19 protein-coding genes are annotated in these 23,652 nt (G+C 70.7%); 14 read left to right on the top strand and 5 right to left on the bottom strand.

Going from position 1 to position 23,652, the window contains the following annotated elements; all coding sequences use genetic code 11:
- Positions 1-157 precede the first annotated feature (157 nt).
- The 4 genes from ACFVYF_RS26570 (at position 158) to ACFVYF_RS26585 (ending at position 5,591) form a co-directional block, all read left to right on the top strand.
- Complete coding sequence (locus ACFVYF_RS26570; RefSeq protein WP_389459285.1) at positions 158-1,270, top strand: acyl-CoA dehydrogenase family protein; 1,113 nt, start codon at positions 158-160, stop codon at positions 1,268-1,270.
- A 295-nt stretch (positions 1,271-1,565) separates the two neighbouring features.
- Complete coding sequence (locus ACFVYF_RS26575) at positions 1,566-2,594, top strand: zinc-binding dehydrogenase (protein WP_389459287.1); 1,029 nt, start codon at positions 1,566-1,568, stop codon at positions 2,592-2,594.
- An 83-nt stretch (positions 2,595-2,677) separates the two neighbouring features.
- Positions 2,678-4,144, top strand: a complete 1,467-nt coding sequence (locus ACFVYF_RS26580) for an alpha/beta fold hydrolase (RefSeq protein ID WP_389459289.1) — start codon at positions 2,678-2,680, stop codon at positions 4,142-4,144.
- Positions 4,134-5,591 carry an MFS transporter gene (locus ACFVYF_RS26585; RefSeq protein WP_389459291.1) on the top strand — a complete coding sequence of 486 codons (1,458 nt, stop codon included), beginning with the start codon at positions 4,134-4,136 and terminating at the stop codon, positions 5,589-5,591. The genes ACFVYF_RS26580 and ACFVYF_RS26585 overlap by 11 nt, the downstream gene beginning before the upstream one ends.
- A 206-nt stretch (positions 5,592-5,797) precedes the next feature.
- On the opposite strand, the gene ACFVYF_RS26590 is transcribed toward ACFVYF_RS26585, so the two are convergent.
- Positions 5,798-6,937 (bottom strand): winged helix DNA-binding domain-containing protein, encoded by a 1,140-nt coding sequence (locus ACFVYF_RS26590; RefSeq protein ID WP_389459293.1) that lies wholly within the window; start codon positions 6,935-6,937, stop codon positions 5,798-5,800.
- An 8-nt stretch (positions 6,938-6,945) separates the two neighbouring features.
- Complete coding sequence (locus ACFVYF_RS26595; RefSeq protein WP_389459294.1) at positions 6,946-8,067, bottom strand: epoxide hydrolase family protein; 1,122 nt, start codon at positions 8,065-8,067, stop codon at positions 6,946-6,948.
- 145 nt (positions 8,068-8,212) lie between these two features.
- Here ACFVYF_RS26595 and ACFVYF_RS26600 point away from each other — a divergent pair, with 145 nt between their 5' ends.
- Complete coding sequence (locus ACFVYF_RS26600) at positions 8,213-8,665, top strand: hypothetical protein (RefSeq protein WP_389459296.1); 453 nt, start codon at positions 8,213-8,215, stop codon at positions 8,663-8,665.
- Positions 8,666-8,913: 248 nt separating this feature from the next.
- Here ACFVYF_RS26600 and ACFVYF_RS26605 read toward each other — a convergent pair whose 3' ends face one another.
- From ACFVYF_RS26605 to ACFVYF_RS26615, 3 genes are all read right to left on the bottom strand, one after another.
- Positions 8,914-10,206, bottom strand: a complete 1,293-nt coding sequence (locus ACFVYF_RS26605) for an NAD(P)/FAD-dependent oxidoreductase (RefSeq protein ID WP_389459298.1) — start codon at positions 10,204-10,206, stop codon at positions 8,914-8,916.
- Positions 10,206-10,529 (bottom strand): 2Fe-2S iron-sulfur cluster-binding protein, encoded by a 324-nt coding sequence (locus tag ACFVYF_RS26610; protein WP_389459299.1) that lies wholly within the window; start codon positions 10,527-10,529, stop codon positions 10,206-10,208. Before ACFVYF_RS26610 ends, ACFVYF_RS26605 begins: the two co-directional genes overlap by 1 nt.
- Positions 10,530-10,821: 292 nt before the next feature.
- The gene (locus tag ACFVYF_RS26615) at positions 10,822-12,045 is read right to left on the bottom strand and encodes a cytochrome P450 (RefSeq protein ID WP_389459301.1); all 1,224 of its coding nucleotides are present in this window, start codon (positions 12,043-12,045) and stop codon (positions 10,822-10,824) included.
- A 633-nt stretch (positions 12,046-12,678) separates the two neighbouring features.
- Between ACFVYF_RS26615 and ACFVYF_RS26620 the strand changes: the two genes are divergently transcribed.
- The 9 genes from ACFVYF_RS26620 (at position 12,679) to ACFVYF_RS26660 (ending at position 23,648) form a co-directional block, all read left to right on the top strand.
- Entirely contained in the window at positions 12,679-13,707 is a 1,029-nt protein-coding gene (locus ACFVYF_RS26620) for a CaiB/BaiF CoA transferase family protein (RefSeq protein ID WP_389459303.1), read from the top strand.
- Positions 13,708-14,024: 317 nt separating this feature from the next.
- Positions 14,025-15,650 (top strand): citramalate synthase, encoded by a 1,626-nt coding sequence (cimA, locus tag ACFVYF_RS26625; RefSeq protein WP_389459304.1) that lies wholly within the window; start codon positions 14,025-14,027, stop codon positions 15,648-15,650.
- A 25-nt stretch (positions 15,651-15,675) separates the two neighbouring features.
- A complete protein-coding gene (locus tag ACFVYF_RS26630) occupies positions 15,676-16,704 on the top strand; it encodes a ketoacyl-ACP synthase III family protein (protein ID WP_389459306.1) in 1,029 nt (342 codons plus the stop codon).
- Between the two features lie 125 nt (positions 16,705-16,829).
- Complete coding sequence (locus tag ACFVYF_RS26635; protein ID WP_389459308.1) at positions 16,830-17,855, top strand: aromatase/cyclase; 1,026 nt, start codon at positions 16,830-16,832, stop codon at positions 17,853-17,855.
- On the top strand, positions 17,842-18,471 hold the full coding sequence (locus tag ACFVYF_RS26640; RefSeq protein WP_389459310.1) for an antibiotic biosynthesis monooxygenase family protein: 630 nt from the start codon (positions 17,842-17,844) through the stop codon (positions 18,469-18,471). The genes ACFVYF_RS26635 and ACFVYF_RS26640 overlap by 14 nt, the downstream gene beginning before the upstream one ends.
- A 126-nt stretch (positions 18,472-18,597) precedes the next feature.
- Entirely contained in the window at positions 18,598-18,846 is a 249-nt protein-coding gene (locus ACFVYF_RS26645) for an acyl-CoA carboxylase subunit epsilon (RefSeq protein WP_389459311.1), read from the top strand.
- Positions 18,843-20,624 carry a fatty acyl-AMP ligase gene (locus ACFVYF_RS26650; protein WP_389459313.1) on the top strand — a complete coding sequence of 594 codons (1,782 nt, stop codon included), beginning with the start codon at positions 18,843-18,845 and terminating at the stop codon, positions 20,622-20,624. The genes ACFVYF_RS26645 and ACFVYF_RS26650 overlap by 4 nt, the downstream gene beginning before the upstream one ends.
- On the top strand, positions 20,621-22,357 hold the full coding sequence (locus tag ACFVYF_RS26655; RefSeq protein ID WP_389459314.1) for an acyl-CoA dehydrogenase: 1,737 nt from the start codon (positions 20,621-20,623) through the stop codon (positions 22,355-22,357). Before ACFVYF_RS26650 ends, ACFVYF_RS26655 begins: the two co-directional genes overlap by 4 nt.
- Positions 22,358-22,403: 46 nt before the next feature.
- Positions 22,404-23,648, top strand: a complete 1,245-nt coding sequence (locus ACFVYF_RS26660; RefSeq protein WP_389459316.1) for an acyltransferase domain-containing protein — start codon at positions 22,404-22,406, stop codon at positions 23,646-23,648.
- Positions 23,649-23,652 lie beyond the last annotated feature (4 nt).

Genomic DNA, 23,652 nt, shown 5'->3' on the forward strand with positions numbered 1-23,652 from the left:
TCCGGCCTCCGAAGGCCGGTCCCGGGGGATCTCTGGGCACGGTGCCCGCCCGGCATCCGCCCGTACCCGTTCCAGCCGAAGTGCAGCTCCTTTCGAGCGCTCGGTGCGACGTTGCGGAGCGACAACACCAGGAACGAGCCATCAAGGAGTCACGAGGATGCGGACCGACACTGGCACGGGGCTGCTGCCGGCAGCGGAGAAACTGCGTGATCTCGCGGCCGAGAGCGCCTCAGGGGCGGACCGGAACCGGCGCCTCGGCCGCGATGTCGTCGACGCCATGGGCGCGGCGGGATTCGCCCGGCACTTCGTCGCCCGCCCCTGGGGCGGTACCGAGGGCTCGTTCACCGAGCTGACACAGGCGGTCATGACGGTGGGTGAGGGCTGCGCGGCCACCGCGTGGTGTGCCTCCCTGTCCGCGTACTCGGCACGGTGCGCCGCCCACCTGCCCGAGGAAGGCCACCGCGCGATCTGGGGCAGCAGCCCCGACGTGTTCATCGCCACGGCTCTGGTGCCCGGCGGCAAGGCCACGAAGGAAGGCGACGACTGGCTGCTCAGCGGACGCTGGGGTTACGTCAGCGGCGTCGACTTCGCGGACTGGGTGCTGGTCTGTGCCCAGGCGGCCGGCCAGGACGGCCCGCCCGAGCTGCGCTTCTTCGCGCTGCCGAGGGGGGCGTACCGCGTCGACGAGACCTGGGACAGCGTGGGCATGCGGGCAACCGGCAGCCATACCGTCACGATCAGCGATGTCGTGGTGCCCCGCCATCTCTCCTTCGCCCGGGCGGACATGCTGACGGGGCGCAGTTCCTGGTCCGAAGTCCCGAGCCACCATGTGCCGTTCCAGGCCGTGGCCGGACTCACCTTCATCGCGCCGGTGGCGGGCGCCGGTACCGGCGCGCTGCACGCCGCGGCAGCCGGAGTGACTCCGAAGCGGCGCACCCCGACCACCGAGACCAGGCTGGTGCGCGCCTCGGGCCGGATCGACGCGGCCAGGCAGCTGGTCGAGCAGAACGCCGCGGTTCTCGACCGCCGCGACTTCACTCCGGAGCTGATGGCGCGCAATGAACGCAACGCCACCTTCTCCGCCGAACTCCTGCAGGAAGCCGCGGAGTTGCTGATCCGCACCGCGGGCACGGTGGGGCTCGGCGAGACCCACGCCCTGCAGCGGATATGGCGTGACATCACCTCGGCGACCAGCCATGTGGCTCTGCAGTACGACACCTCGGCACGCAAGAACTACGGTGCGGTGCTGCTCGGTCCCGACAACAGCTGAGGGGCAAGCCGGGCGGATCACATGGTCGTTGCACAAGTGACGCGGTGATCTCCGCACGTCGGTTTCCCGATCCCTCCGACGGCGGAGACACCGACGCGCGGTTGTCGGGCCGGAGCACGCAATCCGCACGTCGTAAAGGCATTCTCTCAGCCATTTCTTCCGGTCCGGAAGTGCGCGGACAACAGTTATGAACTCGAACTCCAGTACAGATTGAGCAGTGACCGTCCCGGCTCCTCGAGCGGGACTCGAGTGCAAAGTGGGATGCTCAATTCCGACACTGGAGAAGGAGATCGGTATGCCCAGCCCGAAGATTCCTGCGAAGTCCCTTGAAGTTCGCCTCGCCAGGCACTTGGAGGGGCCAATCACCCTGGACCACTTCGATGTGGTGCAGGCGGAACTCGCCGAGCCCGGAGACGGGGAGGTCGTTGTCCGCAACGACTTCATGCAGCTGACCGCGGTCATGCAGGACCTGATGACCCCTGCTCCTGATCTTCCGATGCCCCCTTACGAGGTGGGCAAGCGCCTCTGGGGCGGCGGCGTCGGCACCGTGGTGCACTCGAACAGCCCGGACCTCGCGGTCGGTGACCTCGTGCAGAACATGGACGGCTGGGCGGAGTACTCCGTCGGGCCCGCCGGCCAGTACTACAAGTCGGACCCCACTCTCTACCCCTCGCCGGAGTACTACCTGACCCAGGGGCCGACCGCCTACCACGGCATCGCGGACGTCGCCGAGGTCGGCGAGGGCGACGTGGTGTTCGTGTCCGGTGCGGCCGGCGGCGTCGGTTCGCTGGCCGGTCAGATCGCCAAGTGCCGTGGCGCGAAGCGTGTGATCGGCAGCGCCGGGAGCAAGGCCAAGGTCGAGTACCTGGTGAACGAGCTCGGCTACGACGCGGCCTTCGACTACCACGACGGCCCGGTCGTGGACCGCCTGCGGGAGCTGGCTCCCGACGGCATCAACGTCTTCTTCGACACGGTCGGCGGGGAGCAGTTCGAAGCCGCCGTCCAGGTCGCGGCGCAGGATGCCCGCTTCGCCCTGTGCGGAGCGCTGTCCGGCCAGGTCGGCAACAGCGAAGGCGCGTTCCCGCGCCTGGACATCATGACCGCGATCGTCCGGCAGATCGTTCTGCGGCCCTTCGCCACGTTCCACACGCCCGAGCAGATCTGGGCCTGGCACCAGCACTTCAGCCAGTGGCTCAAGGAAGGGAAATTCGTTCTGCCGGGGACGATCATCGAGGGCGGCCTTTCCCAGGCCCCCACCGGTCTTCTCAACCTGCTGACCGGAAAGTACCAGGGGAATGTCGTGGTGAAGCTTTCCGAGAGCTGATGCCGGGCGGCCTGCCCGGGGGCTTCGGCGGCCTCCGGGCAGGTTCCAGTTCCCCTCAAGGAAGTCGGCCGAGGATGTCGTACATGACACTGGAATCGCGAGGGCCGCACAGCTTCTTTGAGCAGCAGCCCCATTGGTCTCCGAGTACCTCAGACGACGGCCTTGAATTCGCTTTCATCGAGGCCCCTCTCGATTACAACGATCCAGCCGGCCCGCGTATCTCCCTTGCGATCAGCAGGCTCCGGGCGACCGACCCCGGCCGGCGGCGGGGGACGCTTCTGTCCCTCAACGGCGGCCCCGGCGGTGACGGCGGCCTCGGGCGGCTCCTTCCGGCCCGCCTCGGCGGCCGGACCCCCCTGAACGAGATCTACGACCTCGTCGGCTTCGACCCGCGCGGTACCGGCGCCTCCACCCGTATCGAGGGGGAGAACAGCCCGACGACCACCGCCTTCGACTCCCGGCCGCCGGACTCCGCGTTCGAGGCGATCACCGCCGATATGCAGGAGCGCGATCAAGGCTGTGTGCGGGCCGGAGGCGAACTGCGCCGTCACATCACCACGCGCAACAACGCCCGTGACATGGACCTGATCCGCAGGGTGCTGGGTGAGGAGAAGATCAGCTACGTCGGCTGGGCCTACGGCACGCTGCTCGGCGCTGTCTACGGCACGATGTTCGGCGATCACCTGGACCGCAACGTCCTGGACTCCTCCGTACACCCGGACTGGGACTGGCGCCGGCAGTTCATGTCGCAGGCCGATGCGGTGCGCGAGAACGTCGACAAGTGGGCGGAGTGGGCCGCCGAGCATCACGAACGCTTCGAGCTGGGTGCCACACCTGCTCGCGTGCTGGAAAGCGTCGAGAAGACGGCCGCCGCACTCGTCGCGATGTCGGACAACGCCGCGGCCCGCACCTCCTTCGACGGAGCCGTCGGCAATCTCAGCCCCGTCCGCCCGAAGTGGGCCGAACTGGCCGATCTGGTCCGCGAGTTGGGTGCCGCCGCCGACGCCGGAGACGTGGACCGCGCCCTGAGCCTCCTCGCCGGCCAGGTCAAATGGCGCCCCGGATACGCGGCGGGGCAACTCCGTGAAGCCGTCCTGGAGGCGGTGACCTGCGAGACGGAGTGGCCGACGGATCTGGAGATCTACTACCGGGACATGCGGCACTACCGGGAACACTGCCCGTACGGATTCGGCGTGATGCGCGCCCAGCCGTGGGTGGGCACCTTCCGGACCGCCCTTCCGACGGAGCCCGCGACCCGCCTCCGGCGCACCGGTTACCCGACCGGCATCGTCGTCCAGGCGGACGGTGACCCGTGGGACTACCACCCCGGCGCGCTGGCCATGGCGGAACGCCTGGGGCACCACCTGATCACGGTGGTCGACTCCGGCGGTCACGAAATCTACGGCCTCTCCGGCAACGAGCACGTGGACCGACTGGTCAACGACTACCTCATGAACGGGACGCTGCCTCCCGAGCGTGTCACCTGCCCCGGGGATCCCCGCCCGGACATCACCCCCCACCGAACGAGGAAGGCCCCCGATGGACACTGAAGCGATGCGGCCCGCGGAGCCCAAAGACGCGGGCCAGGCCCGTCCGGCGAGGCCAGGTCTGGTTCTGGCCGCCTGCTGCCTGAGCCAGCTGGTCGTCGTGCTCGACGGCTCGATCATGAACGTCGCCCTGCCGGCGGTCCAGAGCGACCTGTCGTTCGACCAGAACAGTCTGCAGTGGGTGCTCAACGCGTTCATGATCCCGTTCGCCGGGCTGCTCCTCCTCGCCGGACGCATGGCCGACCTGTTCGGCCGCCGGCGGCTGTTCCTGACCGGGATCGCGGTGTTCACGGTCTCCAGTCTCCTCGGCGGGCTCGCGGTCAGCTCGTTGTGGCTGATCCTGGCCCGGGCCGGACAGGGCGTCGGTGCCGCGATCATCGCTCCCGCCACTCTGTCCGTGCTGAGCACCACGTTCGTGGAACCCAAGGAGCGCGCCAAGGCGTTCGGCCTGTGGGGAGCCGCGGCGGGCAGCGGCGGCGCGATCGGTGTTCTCGCGGGCGGTGTCATCGTCGAATGGCTGTCGTGGCGCTGGGTACTCCTGGTCAACATCCCGCTGGGGGCGGTCCTGATGTTCATGGTGGCCTCGGCGGTCGCCGAGTCCCGTGACCCGCAGGCCCGGCGCCGGCTGGACGTCATGGGCGCGCTGTCCGTCACTCTGGGCCTCGCGCTCATCGTCTACGGCATCGCCGAGGGAGAGCGGTACGGCTGGGGGTCGACCCGGATCTTGACGGCCCTGGGCGCCGGTGTGCTGCTCCTCGTCTTCTTCCTGGTGGACCAGGCGAAGCTGGCCGAGCAGCCGATCATGCCGCTGAGCATCTTCCGCAGCCGCTCGGTCAGTGTGGCCAACGCGGTGACGTTCTTCGGCGGCGCGGCGATGCTCAGTACGTTCTACTTCATCACGATGCAGCTCCAGCTCGTCCTCGGATACAGCGCCCTGCACACCGGTCTCGCGTATCTGCCGCTTTCCCTGGCGACCTTCGTAGGGGCCGGCGGATGCTCTGTCGTGGTGGCCAGGACCGGGTCCCGCCCGGTACTCCTCGTGGGTCTGGTGCTGGCGGCGGTGGGACTGCTGTGGCTGAGTCGGGCGGACGAGACGGCTGCGTTCGCCGCCGATCTGCTGGGCCCCACCGTCATCTTCGGCATCGGCCTCGGCCTGCTCATCACCGGCACGGCCAACGCGGCGACCGCGGATGTGCCGGAGAGTCAGCAAGGGCTTGCCTCGGGCCTGCTCAACACCAACCAGACGCTGGGCAGCGCCGTCGGCCTCGCGATTCTCGTGGCCGTCGCCAACTCCCGGACCAAGGAGGCGATGAAGAGCGTGGATCCGGCGGACGCCGTGGCGCGCGCCCATGCGCTCTCCAGCGGCTACGAGCGGGCCTTCCTCGTCACCGCCGGGGTCCTGGCCGCGACCGTGCTCATCGCGCTCGCGGCTCCGAAGGCCCGCCGGTGACGGAGCCCAGCCGGTGACGGAGCCCAGCCGGTAAGGGCCGCGGGGACAGAAGTCCCCGCGGCCCCTTCGTGCTGGGTGCGTACGGCTGCGGGGGAAGGAGTCCCCGCGGCCCCTTTGTGCTGGGTGCGTACGGCTGCAAGGCGGAGGAGGGAGTCGTGGCGGCCGACGACAAGACGCCGGAGACGTGCGCACGACAACCCCGCGGCCTACCGCGCGATCGGCCTGACGGACCCCAGCCGCACGTTCCGGGTGCCGGCGCTGTCCGCGGCGAAGGCGAGGAGCCGCTCGCCCTCCTCCTCGAGCTCCGCACGCTGCGCCGCCGAGACCGGCCTGAAGGGCCGCACGTGCAACGTGGCGGTCGAGCCCTCCTGTTCGACCCGCCAGACGCCGTGGACGAAACCGTCCAGCAGAATCGTGCCGGGGATGACTGCGTTCTTCGTGGCGATCGCCTTGCGGTCCTCGTCGCTGATGATCCGTGTGCGGTCGGCGTGCGACAGGATCGCGTTGTCGTACGGGGCCAGGTACCGCGCGGGAGCCGGCGTGTCCGGATCCGGGCGCGGGGCGTCGGGCAGGTCGAACAGCTCCGCACCGGAGGGGTCCCGGAAGGTGACCAGATCGGGCCGGAGCCGCTCGATCACCGCACGCAGCCTGGTCAGGCCCGACCACGCCTGGACGTCCTTGACCGACGCCGGGCCGAAGGCCGCGAGATAGCGCAGGACCTGGTGCTCGGGAGTGGCTGTGGGCTCCAGCGGCGCACCGAGCCACTTCTCGGCCGTGGCGTAGGTGGTCTGCCCGCCGAGACCCCAGATTCCCCGGGGCGGGACCTGGACCAGCGGCAGCAGCGCACGGACCGCGTTGACCAGGGTGGACGGCGCGCGGTCGGGCCATCTCTCCTGGAGGAGCTTGCCCAGATCCGCGGTGGTACGGGGCTCCTCCTCGATGAGGTCCCGGCTCGCGACGGCGAGTTCGGCGAGGTCGACGCCGTTCAGCTCCTTGCCGAAGGTGGTGCCGAGGGAGCGTTCCATGAAGGGCTGCAGCCACGGCCGGATCCTCAGGCAGTCGCGGGCGGTGACGAGATGGACGGTTCCGCGCATCATGGCAATGCGGACCGCTTCCCGGCTCGTGAGCAGAGCGGCCAGTTCGTCCTGCCGGAAGTCCGTCAGCCGGGTCCACAGGCCGTAGTAGGGCGGCGTGGGGGCCTGGGCCTGCAGCCCCACGAGATGCTCGATCGCGTCCTGGGCGGGCAGCGTTCGGCGCCGCAGCAGCATCTGGCGGTCCAGAAAGGCCCGGTTCAGGGCCTTGAGGCTGAGCGCGCCACGGTCGTGGGCGGTGGTGTGGGTGGGCATGTGGCTCCTCAGCGCACGAGGCGGAAGAACGTGCGCAGTTCGTCTGCGAGAACGGCCGGCTTCTCCAGGGCCGGGAAGTGGCCGCCGCTGTCGAGGTCCCGCCAGTGACGCAGGTCCCTGAAGCGCTCGCGCGCCCAAGCCCGGGGCAGCCAGGCGTCCTTGGGGAAGACGGAACATCCGGTCGGCACCGAAGTGGGGTTCATTGGTTCCTTGCCGAAGCTCTCCCAGAACAGTCGGGCGGACGACGTGGCGGTTCCGGTCAGCCAGTACACCATCACGGTGTCGAGGAGACGGTCACGTGACACGGCCTTCTCGAGGTCACCGTCGTGGTCGGCCCAGCTCCAGAACCGGTCGAGAATCCAGCCGAGTTGGCCGCTGGGGGAGTCACTCAGACCGTAGCCGAGAGCTTGCGGCTGGGTGGACTGGATGGCCGCGTATCCGGAGCGGTTCTGGCCGAAGCTGGTCATCCGCGCCATGGCCGCCCGGTCGCGCGCATCCAGCTCGACCTCCTTCTCCGGTGCCTGGGCCAAGGGCATGGTCAGATGAATTCCGGCGAGGTGGTCGGGGTCGGTACTGCCCAGGGCCGCGCTGATCCACGAGCCCCAGTCCCCGCCGTGTGTTCCGTAGCGGGTGTATCCGAGCCTGGCCATCAAGGTGGCCCAGGCCGACGCTGTCCGGCCCACGGACCAACCGGTGTGCGCGGGTTTGCCACTGAAGCCGTGGCCGGGCAGGGACGGGCAGATCACGTGGAAGGCGTCGGCCGGGTCCGGTGGATCGATGAGCAGCTCGATCAGGTCGAGGTACTCGACGACACTGCTGGGCCACCCGTGGGTGAGCAGCAGCGGCATCGCGTCCGGATGCGGCGAGCGCACCTGCAGGAAGTGCACGTCGAGGCCGTCGATGGTGGTGCGGTACTGGGGGAGGGCATTGAGCCTGGCCTCGGTCGCCCGCCAGTCGTAGTGGTGCTGCCAGTACGTGCACAGCTCCTGCATGTAGGCGAGAGTGGGGCCCTGTGACCAGTCGTCGACCGTTTCGGCATCCGGCCAGCGGGTCGCTTCGAGGCGCCGTCGCAGATCCCGCAATGCGCTGTCCGGGACCGCGATCCGGAATGGTGTGACATCCGTGGTCATCCGGGAACCTCCAGATGGATGCAGAGTGATGGCAGGGCTTCGAGGCTAGGGAATCCGGCTACAGCTGGGGTCGAGCCGCATGGGCCCTGGCGGGGTGCATTGATTCTCTAGTCCGGCTAGAGGTATTTCGGTCATTCTTCCGCCTATGAAGAAACTGCCGATAGCCGCTGCAGCGGCTGCCCTGGGTTCACTGATGGTGTTGCCCGCGTCGGCCCAGGGCGCGAACGTCAAGGCCTCGACTCCGGTGGGTAGTTGGGAAGCCACAGTGACACGACCGGGCGCCACGGAAAACGTCCAGCTGTTCTTCTCCCACGCCGGAAAGGCATGCCTGCTCACTTCGGGCGGGGAAAGCGTGGGCACCTGGTCGCCGACGGGAGTGAATTCGTTCAACTTCCGTATCAAGGAAGCCCTGGCCGATGCCGATGGCACGCAGACCGGCTGGGTATACATCAACCAGTACGCCGCTCAGGTCGGCAGTCACTTCAACAGCTCCGGAGTTTCGAACATCTACGACCTGAACGGCAACAACGTGGGATCGGTGGTCTCCAAGCTCGCCGGCACCCGTGGGAGTGCCAAACCTCCGGCACCCTGCAGCTAGCTCCGCGGCCCCTGGCGGTGGGACCCGACCAGTGGTGCCGCAATGCGAAGTGCCTTCCAGCCGGGCCGACGAGATGGGCAGACCACTCGTTGACCCGGCTGGAAGGCACTTCTTGTGTCCGGAAGGCTTCTTCTGCGTGCGGAGTGAGCGAGGAACCGCTGCTCGTGCGCAACAGTGCCGCGCTCAACTCCCCATCCGGCCAAGCATGTGGACCACACTTCCGCGGGGGCGGGTGGTTCCCTCCATCGTCAGGTGTGGGCCGGCAGCTTCTCGCGTTCCGCGGCGCGTGCGCGCCCCGGCCCGGATGAAGCCGCCCTCGCGGCCAAGGACTTCAGGTCGAATCCCGGACTGCGCGCCTCGTCGGGAGACGGCCCCGCGCCCGTGGCGAGCAGCCGCCGCGCGATGCCGTGATCGGCGGGCCTGCCGACCGACTCGACGCCGATCAGCCGGCCCCGGAGGAAGGCGAGGACCGAGAAACGGGCCCCGTCGGGATCGCCGACGGAGACCGTTTCGTCATGGCCCGCGGTCAGTCCGGCCATCTGCAGGCGCAGCGTGTACTGCTCCGACCAGAACCAGGGGACCGCGCTGTACGGTGCGGGGCCGTCGCAGATGGCCGCGGCCACGCACCGGGCCTGGTCCGACGCGTTCTGCACCGACTCCAGGCGGATGTGACGCCCCTCGTGGGGACTGGGGAAACGGGCGCAGTCACCGATCGCGTGGATCGACCTGTCGTCCGTGCGCAGCAGCCGGTCGACGACCACGCCGTCGCCGACGAGAAGCCCGGCCTCGGCCGCGAGTTCGGTACGGGGCAGCACGCCGACGCCCATGACCACCAGGTCGGCGGGCAGTCGCGTCCCGTCGCGCAGTTCCACGACCTCGACCCGGCCGGCGGAACCGCGCAGGGCCGCCAGCTCGCCGCTGAGCAGCAGCCGTACCCCCCGGTCCTCGTGCTGCCTGGCCAGCCACCGCGACATCTGCGGGGTGAGAGCGCGGGAGAGGACCCGTGACTGGGCCTCGATCACCGTCACGTCATGCCCCAACCCCCGCGCGGTGGCCGCGAATTCAAGGCCCACGAAGCCCGCGCCGATCACCGCGACCTGGCGGGGCGGCCCCTCGATCAGGCCGCGCAGCTTGTCGGCGTCCGCGAGCGTGCGCAGCGTCAGCACGCCGGACAGGTCGGCGCCGGGCACCGGCAGCGTGCGCGGGCGGGCGCCGGTCGCGAGGACGAGCCGGTCGTACGTGAGGAACCCGCCCGAGGCCAGGACCACGCGCCCCCGGTCCGGCTCGATGCGCAGTGCCCGGTCACCGGTGACCAGGGTGATGTCCTGGTCCCCGAAGAACGACTCCGGACGCAGGGTCAGTTCGGGGTGCCCGACGGCGCCCGTCAGATAGCCCTTGGACAGCGGTGGCCGCTGGTAGGGCAGCACCGGTTCCTCGCCGACGAGGGTGACCGGGCCCTCGTACCCCTTGGCGCGCAGCGCGGCCGCCGTGTCCAGGCCGCCCTGTCCGGCGCCGATGACGACGACCCCCCGGGCGGCCATCAGCTCTGCGCCTCGGGCAGATGCACGAGGAGGCCGTCGAGCGCGTCCGTGACCGGCAGTTGGCAGCTGAGGCGGCTGTTGTCCTGCCGTGGGCACGCCGTCCCGTACAGCACGTCGTCCTCCACGTCGTCCATCGGTGGCAGCGGCACGGTGGACTCCTCGTCGACGTAGACGTGGCAGGTGCCGCACTGCGCGGAACCGCCGCACTGCGCCTCGATGCCGTCGATGTTGTTCAGCTTGGCGCCGCGCATGACCGTGTTGGGTGCCTGCACGTCGACGGCGGTGACGGTGCCGTTGGGATGCTGGTAGGTGATCTTGGCCATGGCGCTCTCCTCGGGAAATGTCGGCTGGCCCTGGTACGGAGTTCGAAGGGCGACTGTGGACGCCCGGTCTGGAGACGGCCTTGAGCGTTCCTCAGGCGAGTGGCGGCCGGGGACGGCTCGACCCGCCCCCGACCGGCGGTCGATCGCGGCGGCGCAGCGTGCCCGTGCGGCCACGTCGACCCCGCGGACCACACCGCGAGCAGCGGCTCAGGGTCCGGCACGAGAGGGCCCGGCACGAGAGGGCCCGGCACCGATCGGTACCGGGCCTCCTCGCCGTACGGACTCGGCGTTGTCACCACTCGACCGGCAGCTCCCACAGGCCGTAGATCACGGCGCCTTCCTTGCGCGGGATCTCCAGGAACGGCTTGGTGAGCTTCAGCGTGGGGATCCGCTGGAACAGCTTGCTCCACACGATCTCCAGCTCCAGACGCGCGAGGTCCGCGCCGATGCAGTGGTGCACCCCGTGCCCGAAGCCCAGGTGCTTGCGGCTGCCACGGGTGATGTCGAGCTTCTGCGGCTCGGGGAACACCTCCGGGTCGCGGTTGGCGGCGAGCCCCAGGCACAGGATGCCGTCGCCCTTGCGGATGACCTGGCCGCCGATCTCGATGTCCTCCAGGGCGACCCGGGGTACGGCCGTGTCGCCGATGGTCGCGTAGCGCACCAGCTCCTCGACGGCGGGCCTCGCCAACGACGGGTCGTCGAGCAGGAGCTGGAGCTGGCCGGGGTTCTCCAGGAGGCAGGCCGTGCCGAGCGATATCTGGCTGGCGGTGGTCTCGTGGCCGCCGTTCATCAGCAGCCGCACCATGTTGAACAGATCGCGGTCGGTGTACTCCTCGCCGGACTCCTCGTAATCGGCCATGGCCCGGCTCAGCAGGTCCTCGCCCGGCTCGCGCTTCTTGAGCTGGATCAAGTCGTTGACGTACTCGTTGACTTCCACGATCGCGGCCTGCCGCTCCTCCGTGGAGCTGTGCCCGCCGAGCAGCGCCGTGCCGTGCTTGATGAAGAAGTCGTGCCGGTCCTGCGGGATGCCGAGCAGCTCACAGATGACGGTCATGGGTACGGCCAGCGAGAACACCCGGTGGAAGTCCGCCGGCGGCTGCAGGGCGAGGAGCTTGTCGATGTGCTCGTCGACGATTTCCTCGATGCGCGGACGCAGCCGCTGCACCTGCCGGTTGGTGAACGTCAGCGCGGCCTTGCGGCGGGTGGAGCTGTGCGCCTTGCCGTCGTAACCGATGAAGGAGGTCTCGGTGCGGTACTCGGGCGGGGCGACGAAGTAGAACGGGAACTGCTCGTGCTTGCGCGAGGCGCTCACCCGCGGGTCGGTGAGCAGCTCGCGGATCGTCTGATAGCCGGTGATGGTCCAGATCCGCAGACCGGAGCCGGTCAGCGTGACCTGCGAGACGTCCTTCTCGACCATCTCCGCGTATTCGGCGGGCGGGGTGAAGGGGCAGGTGCGCGCGTACGGGAACGTCTTGGCCTCGGCCGGTGCGTCCGTCTCGGTGGCACTGGTGGTCACGGTGGGTCCTTTCGTGAAGGTGAATACGGGCAGGAGCGCCTGTCGAACGGCGATGCCGAGACCGTCGTCGACCGTGGTGAGCTGTCCGGTGACCAGCGTGTTCGCCCGGACCGGAGCGCGGGTGATCCAGGGGCCGCGGGCATCCGGTCCCCCGGCCCGGCCCGCCGGGACGGGTGAACCTGACGCGGACGAACCGGTCCGTCGCCTGCTGAGGCGCGAGCCGCTCGGCCGCGCGGGCTCCGCACGGCCGATGCCCGTGCCACCTCCCGTGACGACGGTCTGATCCGCGAAGGCCTGTCCCGCACGGCACCTCCCTGGCTGGTCCGGTCCGAGGGGTCAGTACACCGGGCCGGTCTCGGGCGCCGGTTGAGCCCGCGACGAGTTCGCGCGCCACGTGCGGAACCGGCCGTCCGAGCGGGACCACCGCCGACCCTGCGTCTACCGGGGAGGCGCGACCGGAGTACGACTTGAACCGGCCGTCCGGGCGGGAGCACCGCCGGTCGTGCGCTTACCGGGGAGGCGCCCGGAGTACGACTGGAACCGGCCCCTCCGGCGGGGCCCGTTCGAGCGGGCCACCAGCGGGGCTCCAGGCGCCGCCCCCAGCGTGCCGAGTCCGACGAGGAGGAGCCGCAGATGGCGACAGGCACAGGACCGCTGCACGGCCTACGGGTCGTGGAACTCGCGGCGATAGGGCCCGCCCCGTTCGCCTGCATGATCTTCGCGGACCTCGGGGCCGATGTGCTGCGCGTCGACCGAGCCGACGGGGCCCGGTCGTTCGCGGACTGGCACGGCGAACTGGACCGCGGACGCCGCACGGTGGAGCTCGACCTGAAGGATCCGGGTGACGTGGACTGGCTGCTGCGGCAGGTGGAGCAGTCCGACGTACTGGTCGAGGGTTTCAGACCAGGGGTTGCCGAGCGCCTCGGCATCGGTCCCGATGCCTGCCTCGGGCGCAACCCCCGCCTGGTGTACGGCCGGATGACCGGCTGGGGGCAGGAGGGGCCGCTGGCATCGGCCCCGGGCCATGACATCAACTACCTTGCGCTGACCGGGGCGTTGTACGCCATCGGCGAGGCCGGCGGGCCACCGGTGCCGCCGGTCAACCTGCTCGGCGACTTCGCGGGCGGCTCGATGTTCCTGGTCGCCGGGGTGCTGTCCGCGCTGTACGAGCGACAGCGGTCGGGCCGGGGGCAGATCGTGGACGCGGCGATCGTGGACGGAGCCGGCGCGATGCTCGGCATGCTGACCGCGATGGCGGACGCGGGCCAGTGGCGCCACGAACGCGGGGTCAATCTGCTGGACGGCGGGGCGCCGTTCTACTGCTGCTACGTGTGCGCGGACGGTGGCCACATCGCCGTCGGCGCTCTGGAGGAACGTTTCTACAGGGCGTTGCTCGACGGCCTGGGACTCGACCCGGAGCGACTGCCCGACCGGTCCGACCCCGTCAACTGGCCTTCGCTGAGGCGCGTGTTCGCACACCGCTTCCTGACCCGCGACCGGGACACCTGGGGTCGTCACTTCGAGGACACGGAGGCCTGTGTGACACCCGTCCTGAACGTCACCGAGGCGGCCGCCCATCCGCACCACCGGGCCCGGGGGAGCGGCCCGGCCGCCCCCGCGCCGCGCTTCAGCGGAGTGGACGTGACGGCGCAGTCCCGCTGACGCCTGTCCCGCTACCCCCGGCCCCCATCCCACTGCCCCTGACCGAGCCCGGTCAGGGGCAGTGGGATGGGAGCCGAGCCCGGCCAGGGACCGGTTCCCACCGAGGGCCGGACGGCACATCAGCCGTCCGGCCCTCGGGGCGTCTTCCGGGCAACGCGCCGGGGTGCCGGGCGGCTCCTGGATGTACGAGGGGGTGCCATGCGCCCCCACCTGTGCCCGCGTGTTCGAGCTGAGCTCCGGCGGCCTTCGAGTCCCGGGCTGGACGGTGAGGAAACCAGCAGCGGCAGACCGGCGCCGCAGGACAGTAAGGAGGGGCGATGGCGGAGCGGAGCTTTCAGCTCTACGACACGACCCTGCGCGACGGAACCCAGATGGAGGGCCTCGCTCTCACGGTCGACGACAAGCTCACTGTCGCGCGCAGCCTGGATGCCCTCGGCGTGGGATTCATCGAGGGAGGCTGGCCCGGAGCCATACCCAAGGACACCGAGTTCTTCCGCCGGGCGCGCACCGAACTCAACCTGAACACAGCACTGTTGACGGCGTTCGGCGCCACCCGCAGGCCCGGCGTCCTGGCGGCGCAGGACCGGCAGGTGCAGGCGCTGCTGGCGGCGGAGACCCCCGTGGTCACCCTCGTCGCCAAGAGCCACACCGGGCACGTGGACCGGGCCCTGCGCACCACGCTCGCCGAGAACCTCGCCATGATCCGCTCGACCGTGCAGCACCTGGTGCTCGCCGGGCGCCGGGTGTTCCTCGACGCCGAGCACTACTTCGACGGCTATCTCGTCAACCGCGAGTACGCCCTCGAAGTCGTGCGTACGGCCGCTGAGGCCGGCGCCGAGACCGTGGTCCTGTGCGACACCAACGGAGGCTCGCTGCCCGAGGAGGTGCGGGCCGTCGTCACGGACACCGTCGCCATGACGGGTGCCGCCGTCGGCATCCACTGCCACGACGACACCGGCTGCGCGGTCGCCAACACCATGGCGGCCATCGACGCGGGCGCGATCCACGCCCAGGGCACCGCGCACGGCTACGGCGAACGCTGCGGCAACGCCAACCTCCTGACCGTCACCGCCAACCTCGTCCTCAAGCGGGGCCGCGAGGTGATCCCGCGGGAGCGGCTCGCCGACCTGGAGTCGACCGGCCGGGCCATCGCGCGGGTCACCGGTGTCCCCGGCGCCCACGCGGCCCCGTACGTCGGTGCCGCGGCGTTCACGCACAAAGCGGGCCTGCACGCCTCGGCCCTGCGCGTCGACCCCGGCCTGTACCAGCACATCGACCCGGCGCGCGTCGGCAACGCCATGCGCGTCCTGGTCTCCGACATGGGGGGCCGCTCGTCCGTCGAGCTCAAGGCGCGCGAGCTGGGCTACGACGTCAGCGCCGGCTCGGAGGCGGTGGGCCGGGCCACCGACCGGATCAAGGAACTGGAGAGCCGGGGCTACAGCTTCGAGTCCGCCGACGCCTCCTTCGAGCTGCTGTTGCGCGCGGAACTGTTCGACCGCCCCCAACTGCCGCCGTTCGACGTCGAGTCGTGGCAGGTGGCGCTCGACGGGACGCGCGGTGGCGCCGAGGCCTCGGTGCGCCTTCGCGTCGACGGGGTGCCGCTGACGGCGAAGGGCGTGGGACGGGAACCCGTGCATGCCCTGGACGACGCGCTGCACACGGCGCTCACCCCGTTCTTCCCCGAGACGGCCCGGCTGCGGCTGGTGGAGCACCGGGTCACGGAGCTCGGCGGAAACCCCGGCGAGCCGGCGGGCTGCCCGCCCGCCGTGCGGGTGTTCCTCTCCTTCCAGGACGGGGACCGGTCCTGGGGCACCGTCGGTGTGGACGCGCACGCGGCCGGTGCGGCCCTGCGGGCGCTGCTCGACGCCGTCCACTACGTCCTGTCCGACGGCCCGGGCCGGCGCCAGGACGCTCCGCGCCTGATGGCCGCACCGGTCGGCTGACACCCTCGAACCCACAGGAGCGGCTGTGCGTGTGGAAGACATCTACATACGGGCGACTTCCGTACATCTCCCGTCCCTGCTGAGCATCGACGACGCGGTGGCCGCGGGCAGCTGCCCGCCGCGCCTCGCCGCCGCCACGGGCGCGCAGTCGGTGGCGTACTCGCCCGACGAATCCGCCGCCGAAATGGCGGTCCAGGCCGCGAGGGCCGTACTGGCCCGGTCCCGCAGTACGGCCGGCGACGTGGACCTGCTGCTGCACGCGGACACCTACCACCAGGGCCAGGACCTGTGGCCCGTCGCCTCGTACATCCAGGGCGAGGCGCTCGGGAACAGCTGCCTCGCCCTGGAGATCCGCCAGATGTCCAACGGCGGACTCGCCGCCCTCGATCTCGCCGCCGCCTACCTCACCGCGGGCCACGGCCACGGCGACGCGCTGCTCACCACCGCCGACCGCTTCTGCGAGCCCGGCATCGACCGCTGGGGGACCGACCCCGGCACCCCCTACGCCGACGGCGCCAGCGCCCTCGTGCTGTCCCGGCGCGGCGGTTTCGCCCGCCTGGTGTCTCTCGCGCTGCACGCCGATCCGGACCTGGAACCCATGCACCGCGGCGACGAGCCGTTCACCCGGGCGCCGTTCAGCAACCGGATGCCGGTCGACTTCGAGGAGGCCAAGCGCGCCTTCATCGGCCGGGCCGGAATGTCGTACGCCATCACGCGGGCGCACAACGGACAGCAGACTGTCATCAAGCAGGCCCTCGCCGACGCCGGCATGGACCTCGGTGACGCGCGCTGGGTGGTGCTGCCGCACTTCGGAAGGCGGCGGCTGCAGTCCATCTACTACAAGCCGTTCGGCATCGACCCGGCCAGAACCACCTGGGAGTTCAGCCGGACCGTCGGCCATCTCGGGGCGGGCGACCAGTTCGCGAGCCTCGACCATCTGATGGTCACCGGCAAGGCCGCGCCCGGTGACCGCTGCGTGCTGATCAGTGTCGGCGCGGGCTACAGCTGGGGCTGCGCCGTCGTGGAAATCACCGAACGACCCGATTGGGCCTGAAGAGTCCCCTGCCCGGGCCCGGCTTGAATCCGGTGGTTCTCCACCTGCTGTCAAGGCGCGTTCGAGGCACCTGTGCAAATCTGCTGACGCCGTCCCGTACGGCACCGACCGAAGGAAGGACCGCCGTGGCGACGACCGTTACGAGCGAGACACCGGACACCCTCCCCCTCACCGGCCCCCATGTCACGGAGCACTCCATCACCGTGGCGGCGTCACCGGACGCCGTCTACGCGCTGGTGGCGGATGTCTCCGCGTGGCCTCAGGTCTTCGGGCCCACCGTCCATGTCGAGGTACTCGAAGAGAGCGACGCGGCCGACGGGGCGCACGACGCCGCCGGCGAGCAGCTCCTGCGCATCTGGGCCATCGCCAACGAGCAGGTACGCACCTGGACTTCGCGCCGCACCCTCGACCCACGCGCCCGCGTCATCCGCTTCCGCCAGGTCGTCTCGGCGGCCCCGGTGGCCTCGATGGGCGGCACCTGGCGGATCGAGGCCGTCGACGGCGGCACGACCCGGGTGGTGCTGCTCCACGACTACCGTGCGGTCGGCGACGACCCGGAGGCCGAGGAGTTCATCGAGCGCGCCATCGACCGCAACAGCGTCGCCGAACTCGCCGCCCTCAAGAACGCGGCGGAACTCGGCGACAGCGCCGAGGAACTCCGGTTCACCTTCAGCGACTCGGTGACGGTCGCCGGAGCGGCCGGAGACGTGTACGGCTTCCTGGACCGGGCGGACCTGTGGCCCGAGCGGCTGCCGCACGTGGCGCGCCTCGACCTCACGGAGGCCGAACCGGGCATCCAGCACATGGACATGGACACCCGCAGTCCGGACGGCTCCCTCCACAACACCACCTCGTTCCGGGTGTGCTTCGAGGACCGCGGGCAGATCGTCTACAAGCAGCTGCGGGTCCCGGTCGCGTTGCGCGTGCACACGGGGCGGTGGACCATCGAGCCGTCCGGCGACGGCGAAACGCTCACCGTCACGTCCTGGCACACAGTCGTCCTGGACCCGGAGGGCGTACGCACCGCACTGGGTTCCGAGGCGACCCTTGCCGAAGCAAGGTCGCTGGTCCGTAAGGCCCTTGGCACCAACAGCTCCACGACTTTGCGCCACGCCAAGCAGTTCGCGGAGGAAGTGCATGCCGGGACGTGACATCGGAGGGCCCGTCACGGTCATCAACCGCTTCGAGGTCAAGGGCGACACCGAGAAGTTCGAGCGGCTCTTCCGTGAGCACTCCCAGTTCTTGCGCCGCCGCAGCGACTTCGACTTTCTGGTGACCCTGCGCCTCGCCGACCTGCCGCAGGTGTACGTCCACATGGGGCACTGGCGCACGCTCCGGGCCTTCCTCGACACCGTGCACGACGAGACCTTCCTCGGGCACGTCGAGCGCCTCGAACCACTGGTCGAGACGGAGGTCGACCAGGCCGTCAGCATCAGCCGTGTGCTGCGGGACGAGGCGGCCGCCGGCACGCAGAGCGTGGCCCTGCTGCGTGCGCGGGTCGGCGGGAACTGCCGTGCCTTCGAACAGCGCTTCGCCGAACTCACCGACCAGCTCGCCGAGGCAGGAGGGTTCGGCGGCAGCAACCTGCTGCGCTCCATCCTCCGCCCCGCGCAGTACACGGGCGTCCTGTGGTGGTCGGACGCCGGTGCGCTCGAACGCGCCCTGGACAGCGAGCAGTTCCAGGAGGGGCACCGGGAGTTGAGCCGTGCGGCGGACGTCGTCGTCGAGCGGACCCAGCACGTCGCCTATGAGCGTCTGATCGACTGAGGCGGGCCTTCTCCACCGCACTGCAGACCGCACTCCAGCGGGGCATGAGCCGAGGACTTCCGGTCCTCGGCTCACTTGCGTTCAGGCCGCGAGGAGTGCTCGAGCAGGGGGGTGCACGCTGTCCCCATGTCGAACGAGACCCACATCACCGTGGTGCGCGGCCAGCCCGACGAGGTCGAACTGGCCGCCGTCTCAGCCGTGTTGCTGGCACTGTCGCGCCGCCTTCCGGAAGTGGACGAGGCGACCCTCGCCGCGTACGCGGACTGGACCGTCAAGGGCGGCCGGCGCGACCCGGCGGCGGGCTGGCCGAGGCGACGGCAGGCACCCGCACCCGCCCGTCCCGACGACGCACATCAGCAGAGGGGGAGGCGATGACCGGCCATCGGACATACACCGAGAGGATACGAGGCAGGGTCGCGGAGTCGCCCGGGCGTGCGGCGCTGATCCTGCTCACCGAACAGGACGGAGTGCTGCGCCCGGAGGAGGTCTCCTACGCGGAACTCGACGCCCAGGCACGGTTGTTGGCGGTCCGGATCGCGAGCCATGCGTCCCCCGGCGACCGCGTGATGATCCTCCAGGCCTCGCCCAGGCAGTTCAGCGTCAGCTTTCTCGCCTGCCTGTATGCGGGCGTGGCCGCCGTACCGGCCGCGCCGCCGGGCGACCTCGGCCGGCACGACGAACGCATCGCGGGCATCGCCAAGGACGCGGCGGCCACCTGCGTGCTGACCTCGCTCGACGAAGCCCCCGACGTCACCCAGCTGATGGCCCGCACCGGATACGGGGACATGACCTGTATCCCCACCGATGCCCCGGGGTCCGGGGGCGACGAAGCCGAGGAGTGGCAGCCGCGGCAGCAGTCGCCCGACGATGTGGCCTTCGTGCAGTACACGTCGGGTTCGACGCGCGAGCCACGCGGTGTGATCGTGACGCACCGCTCGCTCCTCGCGAACAACGAGGCGATCAGTACGGCGCTCGGCACCACCCCGGGGAGCAGGATCGGCGGCTGGCTGCCCCTGCACCACGACATGGGCCTGGTCGGCCAGCTGCTGCACGCCCTCTGGCTCGGCGGCACCGCGGTGCTGCTGTCCCCCGTCGCGTTCGCCAAGCGCCCGGCCCACTGGCTGGAGACCATCTCGCGCTACGGCCTGACCGTCAGCGGGGCACCCGACTTCGCGTACGACCTGTGCGTGCGCAGGATCAACGACAGCCAGCTCGCCGGGCTCGACCTGTCCGGCTGGCAGGTCGCCGTCAACGGCGGTGAGCCGGTGAGCGCGGCGACCATGCGGGCCTTCGCCGACCGCTTCGCCCCCGCAGGGCTGCGCCCCGAGGCGCTCGTCCCCTGCTACGGCCTCGCCGAGGCGACCCTGCTCGTGTCCGGCAACCGCGGCGCCTCCGCGTTCCACACCCACGACCTGCGGGTTCCCGACTCCCTCGGCGGCCTCGTGCGCGAGGCCGTGGCCTGCGGCCGGGCCGCCGGTGCCGACCTGCGCATCGTCGATCCGGGCACCCGCGAAGCGCTCGACGACGGCCGGACGGGAGAGATCTGGCTGCGCGGCGACTCGGTGGCACGCGGCTACTGGGGCAGGCCGGGGGAGAGCGCGGACACCTTCGACGGGCGGATCAGCGGCGGCGACGGCGGCTATCTGCGCACCGGTGACCTCGGCGCGATCGTCGACGGCGAGCTGTACGTGACCGGCCGTATCAAGGACATGATCGTGGTGGGCGGCCGCAACCTGTATCCGCAGGACCTGGAGCGCACCGTCCGCGAGGTCAGCGCCCTGTTCGGCTCCGGCACCGCCTTCGGGGTCACCTCCGGCCGGGAACGCATCGTCGTGGTCCAGGAGTTGAGGGCGCGCAGCCGCTACGGCGTCGACCTGGAAGAGCTCGCCGCGTCCATCCGGCGCACGCTGAGCGAGCAGTACGAAGTGCGCGCGGGCGGAGTGCTCCTGGTACGCCCCGGCACGGTCCGCCGCACCACCAGCGGCAAGCTGGAGCGGGCCGCGATGCGCCGCCTGTTCCTGAACGGCGAGCTCGGCGCGCTGTACCAGTCGGTCGATCCCGAGGTGGAGCTGCTCGTGACGAGCGGCGGCCGGGCGAGCGGCGGAAGCAGGGAAGGCGAAGGCGCCGGGGGTATGGGAGGAGGACGACGATGAGAGCGGCGACGGATCCCCTGCTCGAGCGCATCGACGCCCTCGAGGCCGCCTTCGGCCCTCTCGACGACCCGGACAACCCGCTCGGCGGTGCCGCCCTGCTCGCCGCCGACGCCGCCGGCACACAGGTTCCCGGCGCCGAGCGGATCCTCGACGCGTACGGGCTCAATGCCGAGTTCGTACCCGTCGAACTCGGGGGCAGGCTGCGCCGCCTGGACGACCTGGGCCGGCTCCTGAGACCGCTGTTCCGCCGCGACGCCTCACTGGGATTCGGCTACGGACTCAGCTGCTTCTTCGCCGCGGTGCCGGTGTGGACCGCGGGCAGCGCCGAACAGCGCCGCCTGGCGGCCCGGCTGCTGATCGGCGGTGACCGCGTCGCCGTCGCCCGCCATGAGGTGGCACACGGAAACGACTTCGTACGCGACGAGTTCACCGCCCGGCCCGTCTCCGGCGGGCTGCTTCTGAGCGGCAGCAAGACCGCCATCGCCAACGCGGCGCGGGCCCGGGGCCTGGTGCTCTTCGCCCGCACCGGGGACGGCAGCGGCGGCCGCAGCCACTCCGTGCTCCTGATCGACCGCGCCGAGCTGCCCGCGGACAAGATCACGGACCTGGACCGGCACCCCACTCACGGCATGCGCAGCGCCGAGTTCGGCGGCCTCACCGTCACCGGCTGTGTGGTGCCGGAAAGCGCCGTCCTCGGCCGCATCGGCGACGGCTACGAACTGTCGCTTCGCTCCTCACTGATGATCCGCGGCCTCATCCCCTCGATCGTGCTCGCGGGCGTCGACACCGCCCTGCGCACGGTGGTCACCTTCGCCACGCGGCGCCGCGACGACGGGCATTCCTCACTCGACGTACGGCACGTACGGGAGGTACTGACCGGGGCTTTTCTCGACCTGCTGCTCATCGACTGTCTCGCCCTGGTGGCCACCCGGGCGCTGCATCTGCTGCCGCAGCAGATGAGTGTCTACGCGGCGTCGGCGGCCTATCTGGCGCCCCGGCTCGCCACCGAGGCGATGGACGACATGTCGGCCGTGCTCGGCGAGGAGACCTTCGCCGTGAGCGGGGCGTACGGGATGTTCCAGAAGCAGCTGCGGGACCTGCCGGTCACCTCCCTCGGACACGCGGGCAGTGCCGGCCGTCAGGTCAGCATCCTTCCGCAGCTGCCGCACTTCGCCCGGTACTCCTGGTTCGCCGAACCGGAGGCGCCCGCCACTCTGTTCAGGCCGTACGACGATCTGCCGCCGCTCGAGCCGGCCGGCCTCGCGCTGCTCGGCGACAGCGATCCGCTGGCGGCGACCCTGGTGGCCTGCACCGACTGGCTCGAGTCGGCCGACCTCACCCGGCCGGGGCGCGAGGGCTGGCCGCTGCTGCGGACCCTTGCACGGACGTTCACCGGTGAACTCGGCGACCTGGGCAAGGCGTTCGCCGCGGTGGACCCCGGTGACCGCGCGGCTCTCGCGAGCCCGCACCACTTCGGGCTCGCCGACCGCTACACCATGGTCCTCGCGGCGGCGGCCTGTCTCGGTGTGTGGCGCGAGCAGGTGAAGGACGGTACCGACCCGTTCCTGGCCGATCCCGCGTGGCCGTCGGCGGTGCTCTACCGCCTCGGCCGACGCCTCGGTCTGCCCCTGCCCGACCGCCCCGTCGCCGGTGAGCAGCGCGTGCTCGCCGAGGTGCTGGCCCGGCTGCACGGCCGACGCAGCTACGACCTGTACGGCTCTGCGCTGGCCTGACCGGTCTGCGGTGTCACCCGTCCGAGCCCACTATGGAGCACAGACCATGCCTGAACCTCAGCGAGACGATTCCTTCGACGCGGCCCACCGCGAGTGGCTCGTCGAAAGGCTCACCCGGTATCTCGGCGTCCCCGTCGACGAAGGCGTGCCCTTCCACGAGTACGGACTCGACTCGGTGGCCGCGCTCAGCCTGTACGGCGACATCGAAGAGGAGTTCGGCCCCCTGATCGACCCGACGGACATCACGACGTACCCCACCGTGCGTGAGCTCGGCGGGCACATGGCCCGGCGCGACCCGCGCCCCGCGGGCGGCGGCCTGGTGCGGGCGGCCTTCGTGTTCACCGGCCAGGGGTCCCAGCACCCCGGCATGACGTCCGGCCTGTATCTGAACTGCACCGGATACCGCACACATCTCGACGAGGCCGCGAACGCGCTGCTGCCCTACACGGGCACGTCCATGGTCGACCTGATCCTCGGCGACGACCCGCGTATCCACCAGACGGCCTTCACCCAGCCGGCGCTGTTCGCCGTCGAGTACGCGCTCGCGCACACCCTCCAGGACGCGGGCGTCACGCCTGTCGCCGTACTCGGCCATGGCATCGGCGAGTTCGCGGCGGCCACCGTCGCGGGCGCCCTCACGCTCGAAGACGCCGCCAAACTGGTCGCGCTGCGCGGCGCCTTCATGCAGTACCTGCCGTCGGACGGCGGCATGATGGCCACCTGCGCCGCCCCCTTCGAGGCGGCGGAACTGGTCGCCCCCGAGCCGGGCGTCGGCATCAGCGCCATCAACGCGGCCAAGGCCACCGTGCTGTCCGGTGACCGTGCGGGACTCGAACGGATCCAGGACCAGCTGGAGCAGCGAGGCATCGCCTGCCGCCACCTGACGGTCACCCACCCCTTCCACTCCCCGCTGATGGCCCCGATGGTGCCGAAGTTCGAGTCGGTGGCGCGCCGGGTCCCGGGCGGGGCGGCCCGGGTGCCCTTCTACTCGACGGTGTACGGCAGGCTGACCACCGAGCCGCTGTACGGCCCGTACTGGAGCGAGCAGATCACCGCCCCCGTCCGGTTCGCCGACGCCGCCCGGGCGATGCTCGGCCAGCAGACGCCCACCCATGTCGTGGAGATCGGACCCCGGGTCGTACTCACCCCGTTCCTGCGCCGGATGGGCGGCACCGGCGGACCGTCGTGCCTGGGAGTGTGCCGTGGCCCGGAGAGCGACGCCGTGGATCTGGCCGGCGTGATCTCCGTACTCGACGCGGGTCCCCTCGCGGCCGTGCTGGCAGAGGCGTGAGCGG

This window comes from Streptomyces sp. NPDC058274, from assembly GCF_042881375.1.
Classification (GTDB): Bacteria; Actinomycetota; Actinomycetes; order Streptomycetales; family Streptomycetaceae; genus Streptomyces.

Coding starts and splice junctions, on each gene's coding strand:
- ACFVYF_RS26585 (WP_389459291.1), top strand. CDS start 4,134: ATGGACACTGAAGCGATGCGGCCCGCGGAGCCCAAAGACGCGGGCCAG.
- cimA (WP_389459304.1), top strand. CDS start 14,025: ATGGCGGAGCGGAGCTTTCAGCTCTACGACACGACCCTGCGCGACGGA.
- ACFVYF_RS26590 (WP_389459293.1), bottom strand. CDS start 6,937: ATGCCCACCCACACCACCGCCCACGACCGTGGCGCGCTCAGCCTCAAG.
- ACFVYF_RS26640 (WP_389459310.1), top strand. CDS start 17,842: ATGCCGGGACGTGACATCGGAGGGCCCGTCACGGTCATCAACCGCTTC.
- ACFVYF_RS26570 (WP_389459285.1), top strand. CDS start 158: ATGCGGACCGACACTGGCACGGGGCTGCTGCCGGCAGCGGAGAAACTG.
- ACFVYF_RS26660 (WP_389459316.1), top strand. CDS start 22,404: ATGCCTGAACCTCAGCGAGACGATTCCTTCGACGCGGCCCACCGCGAG.
- ACFVYF_RS26575 (WP_389459287.1), top strand. CDS start 1,566: ATGCCCAGCCCGAAGATTCCTGCGAAGTCCCTTGAAGTTCGCCTCGCC.
- ACFVYF_RS26655 (WP_389459314.1), top strand. CDS start 20,621: ATGAGAGCGGCGACGGATCCCCTGCTCGAGCGCATCGACGCCCTCGAG.
- ACFVYF_RS26620 (WP_389459303.1), top strand. CDS start 12,679: ATGGCGACAGGCACAGGACCGCTGCACGGCCTACGGGTCGTGGAACTC.
- ACFVYF_RS26600 (WP_389459296.1), top strand. CDS start 8,213: ATGAAGAAACTGCCGATAGCCGCTGCAGCGGCTGCCCTGGGTTCACTG.
- ACFVYF_RS26605 (WP_389459298.1), bottom strand. CDS start 10,206: ATGGCCGCCCGGGGGGTCGTCGTCATCGGCGCCGGACAGGGCGGCCTG.
- ACFVYF_RS26610 (WP_389459299.1), bottom strand. CDS start 10,529: ATGGCCAAGATCACCTACCAGCATCCCAACGGCACCGTCACCGCCGTC.
- ACFVYF_RS26645 (WP_389459311.1), top strand. CDS start 18,598: ATGTCGAACGAGACCCACATCACCGTGGTGCGCGGCCAGCCCGACGAG.
- ACFVYF_RS26650 (WP_389459313.1), top strand. CDS start 18,843: ATGACCGGCCATCGGACATACACCGAGAGGATACGAGGCAGGGTCGCG.
- ACFVYF_RS26580 (WP_389459289.1), top strand. CDS start 2,678: ATGACACTGGAATCGCGAGGGCCGCACAGCTTCTTTGAGCAGCAGCCC.
- ACFVYF_RS26595 (WP_389459294.1), bottom strand. CDS start 8,067: ATGACCACGGATGTCACACCATTCCGGATCGCGGTCCCGGACAGCGCA.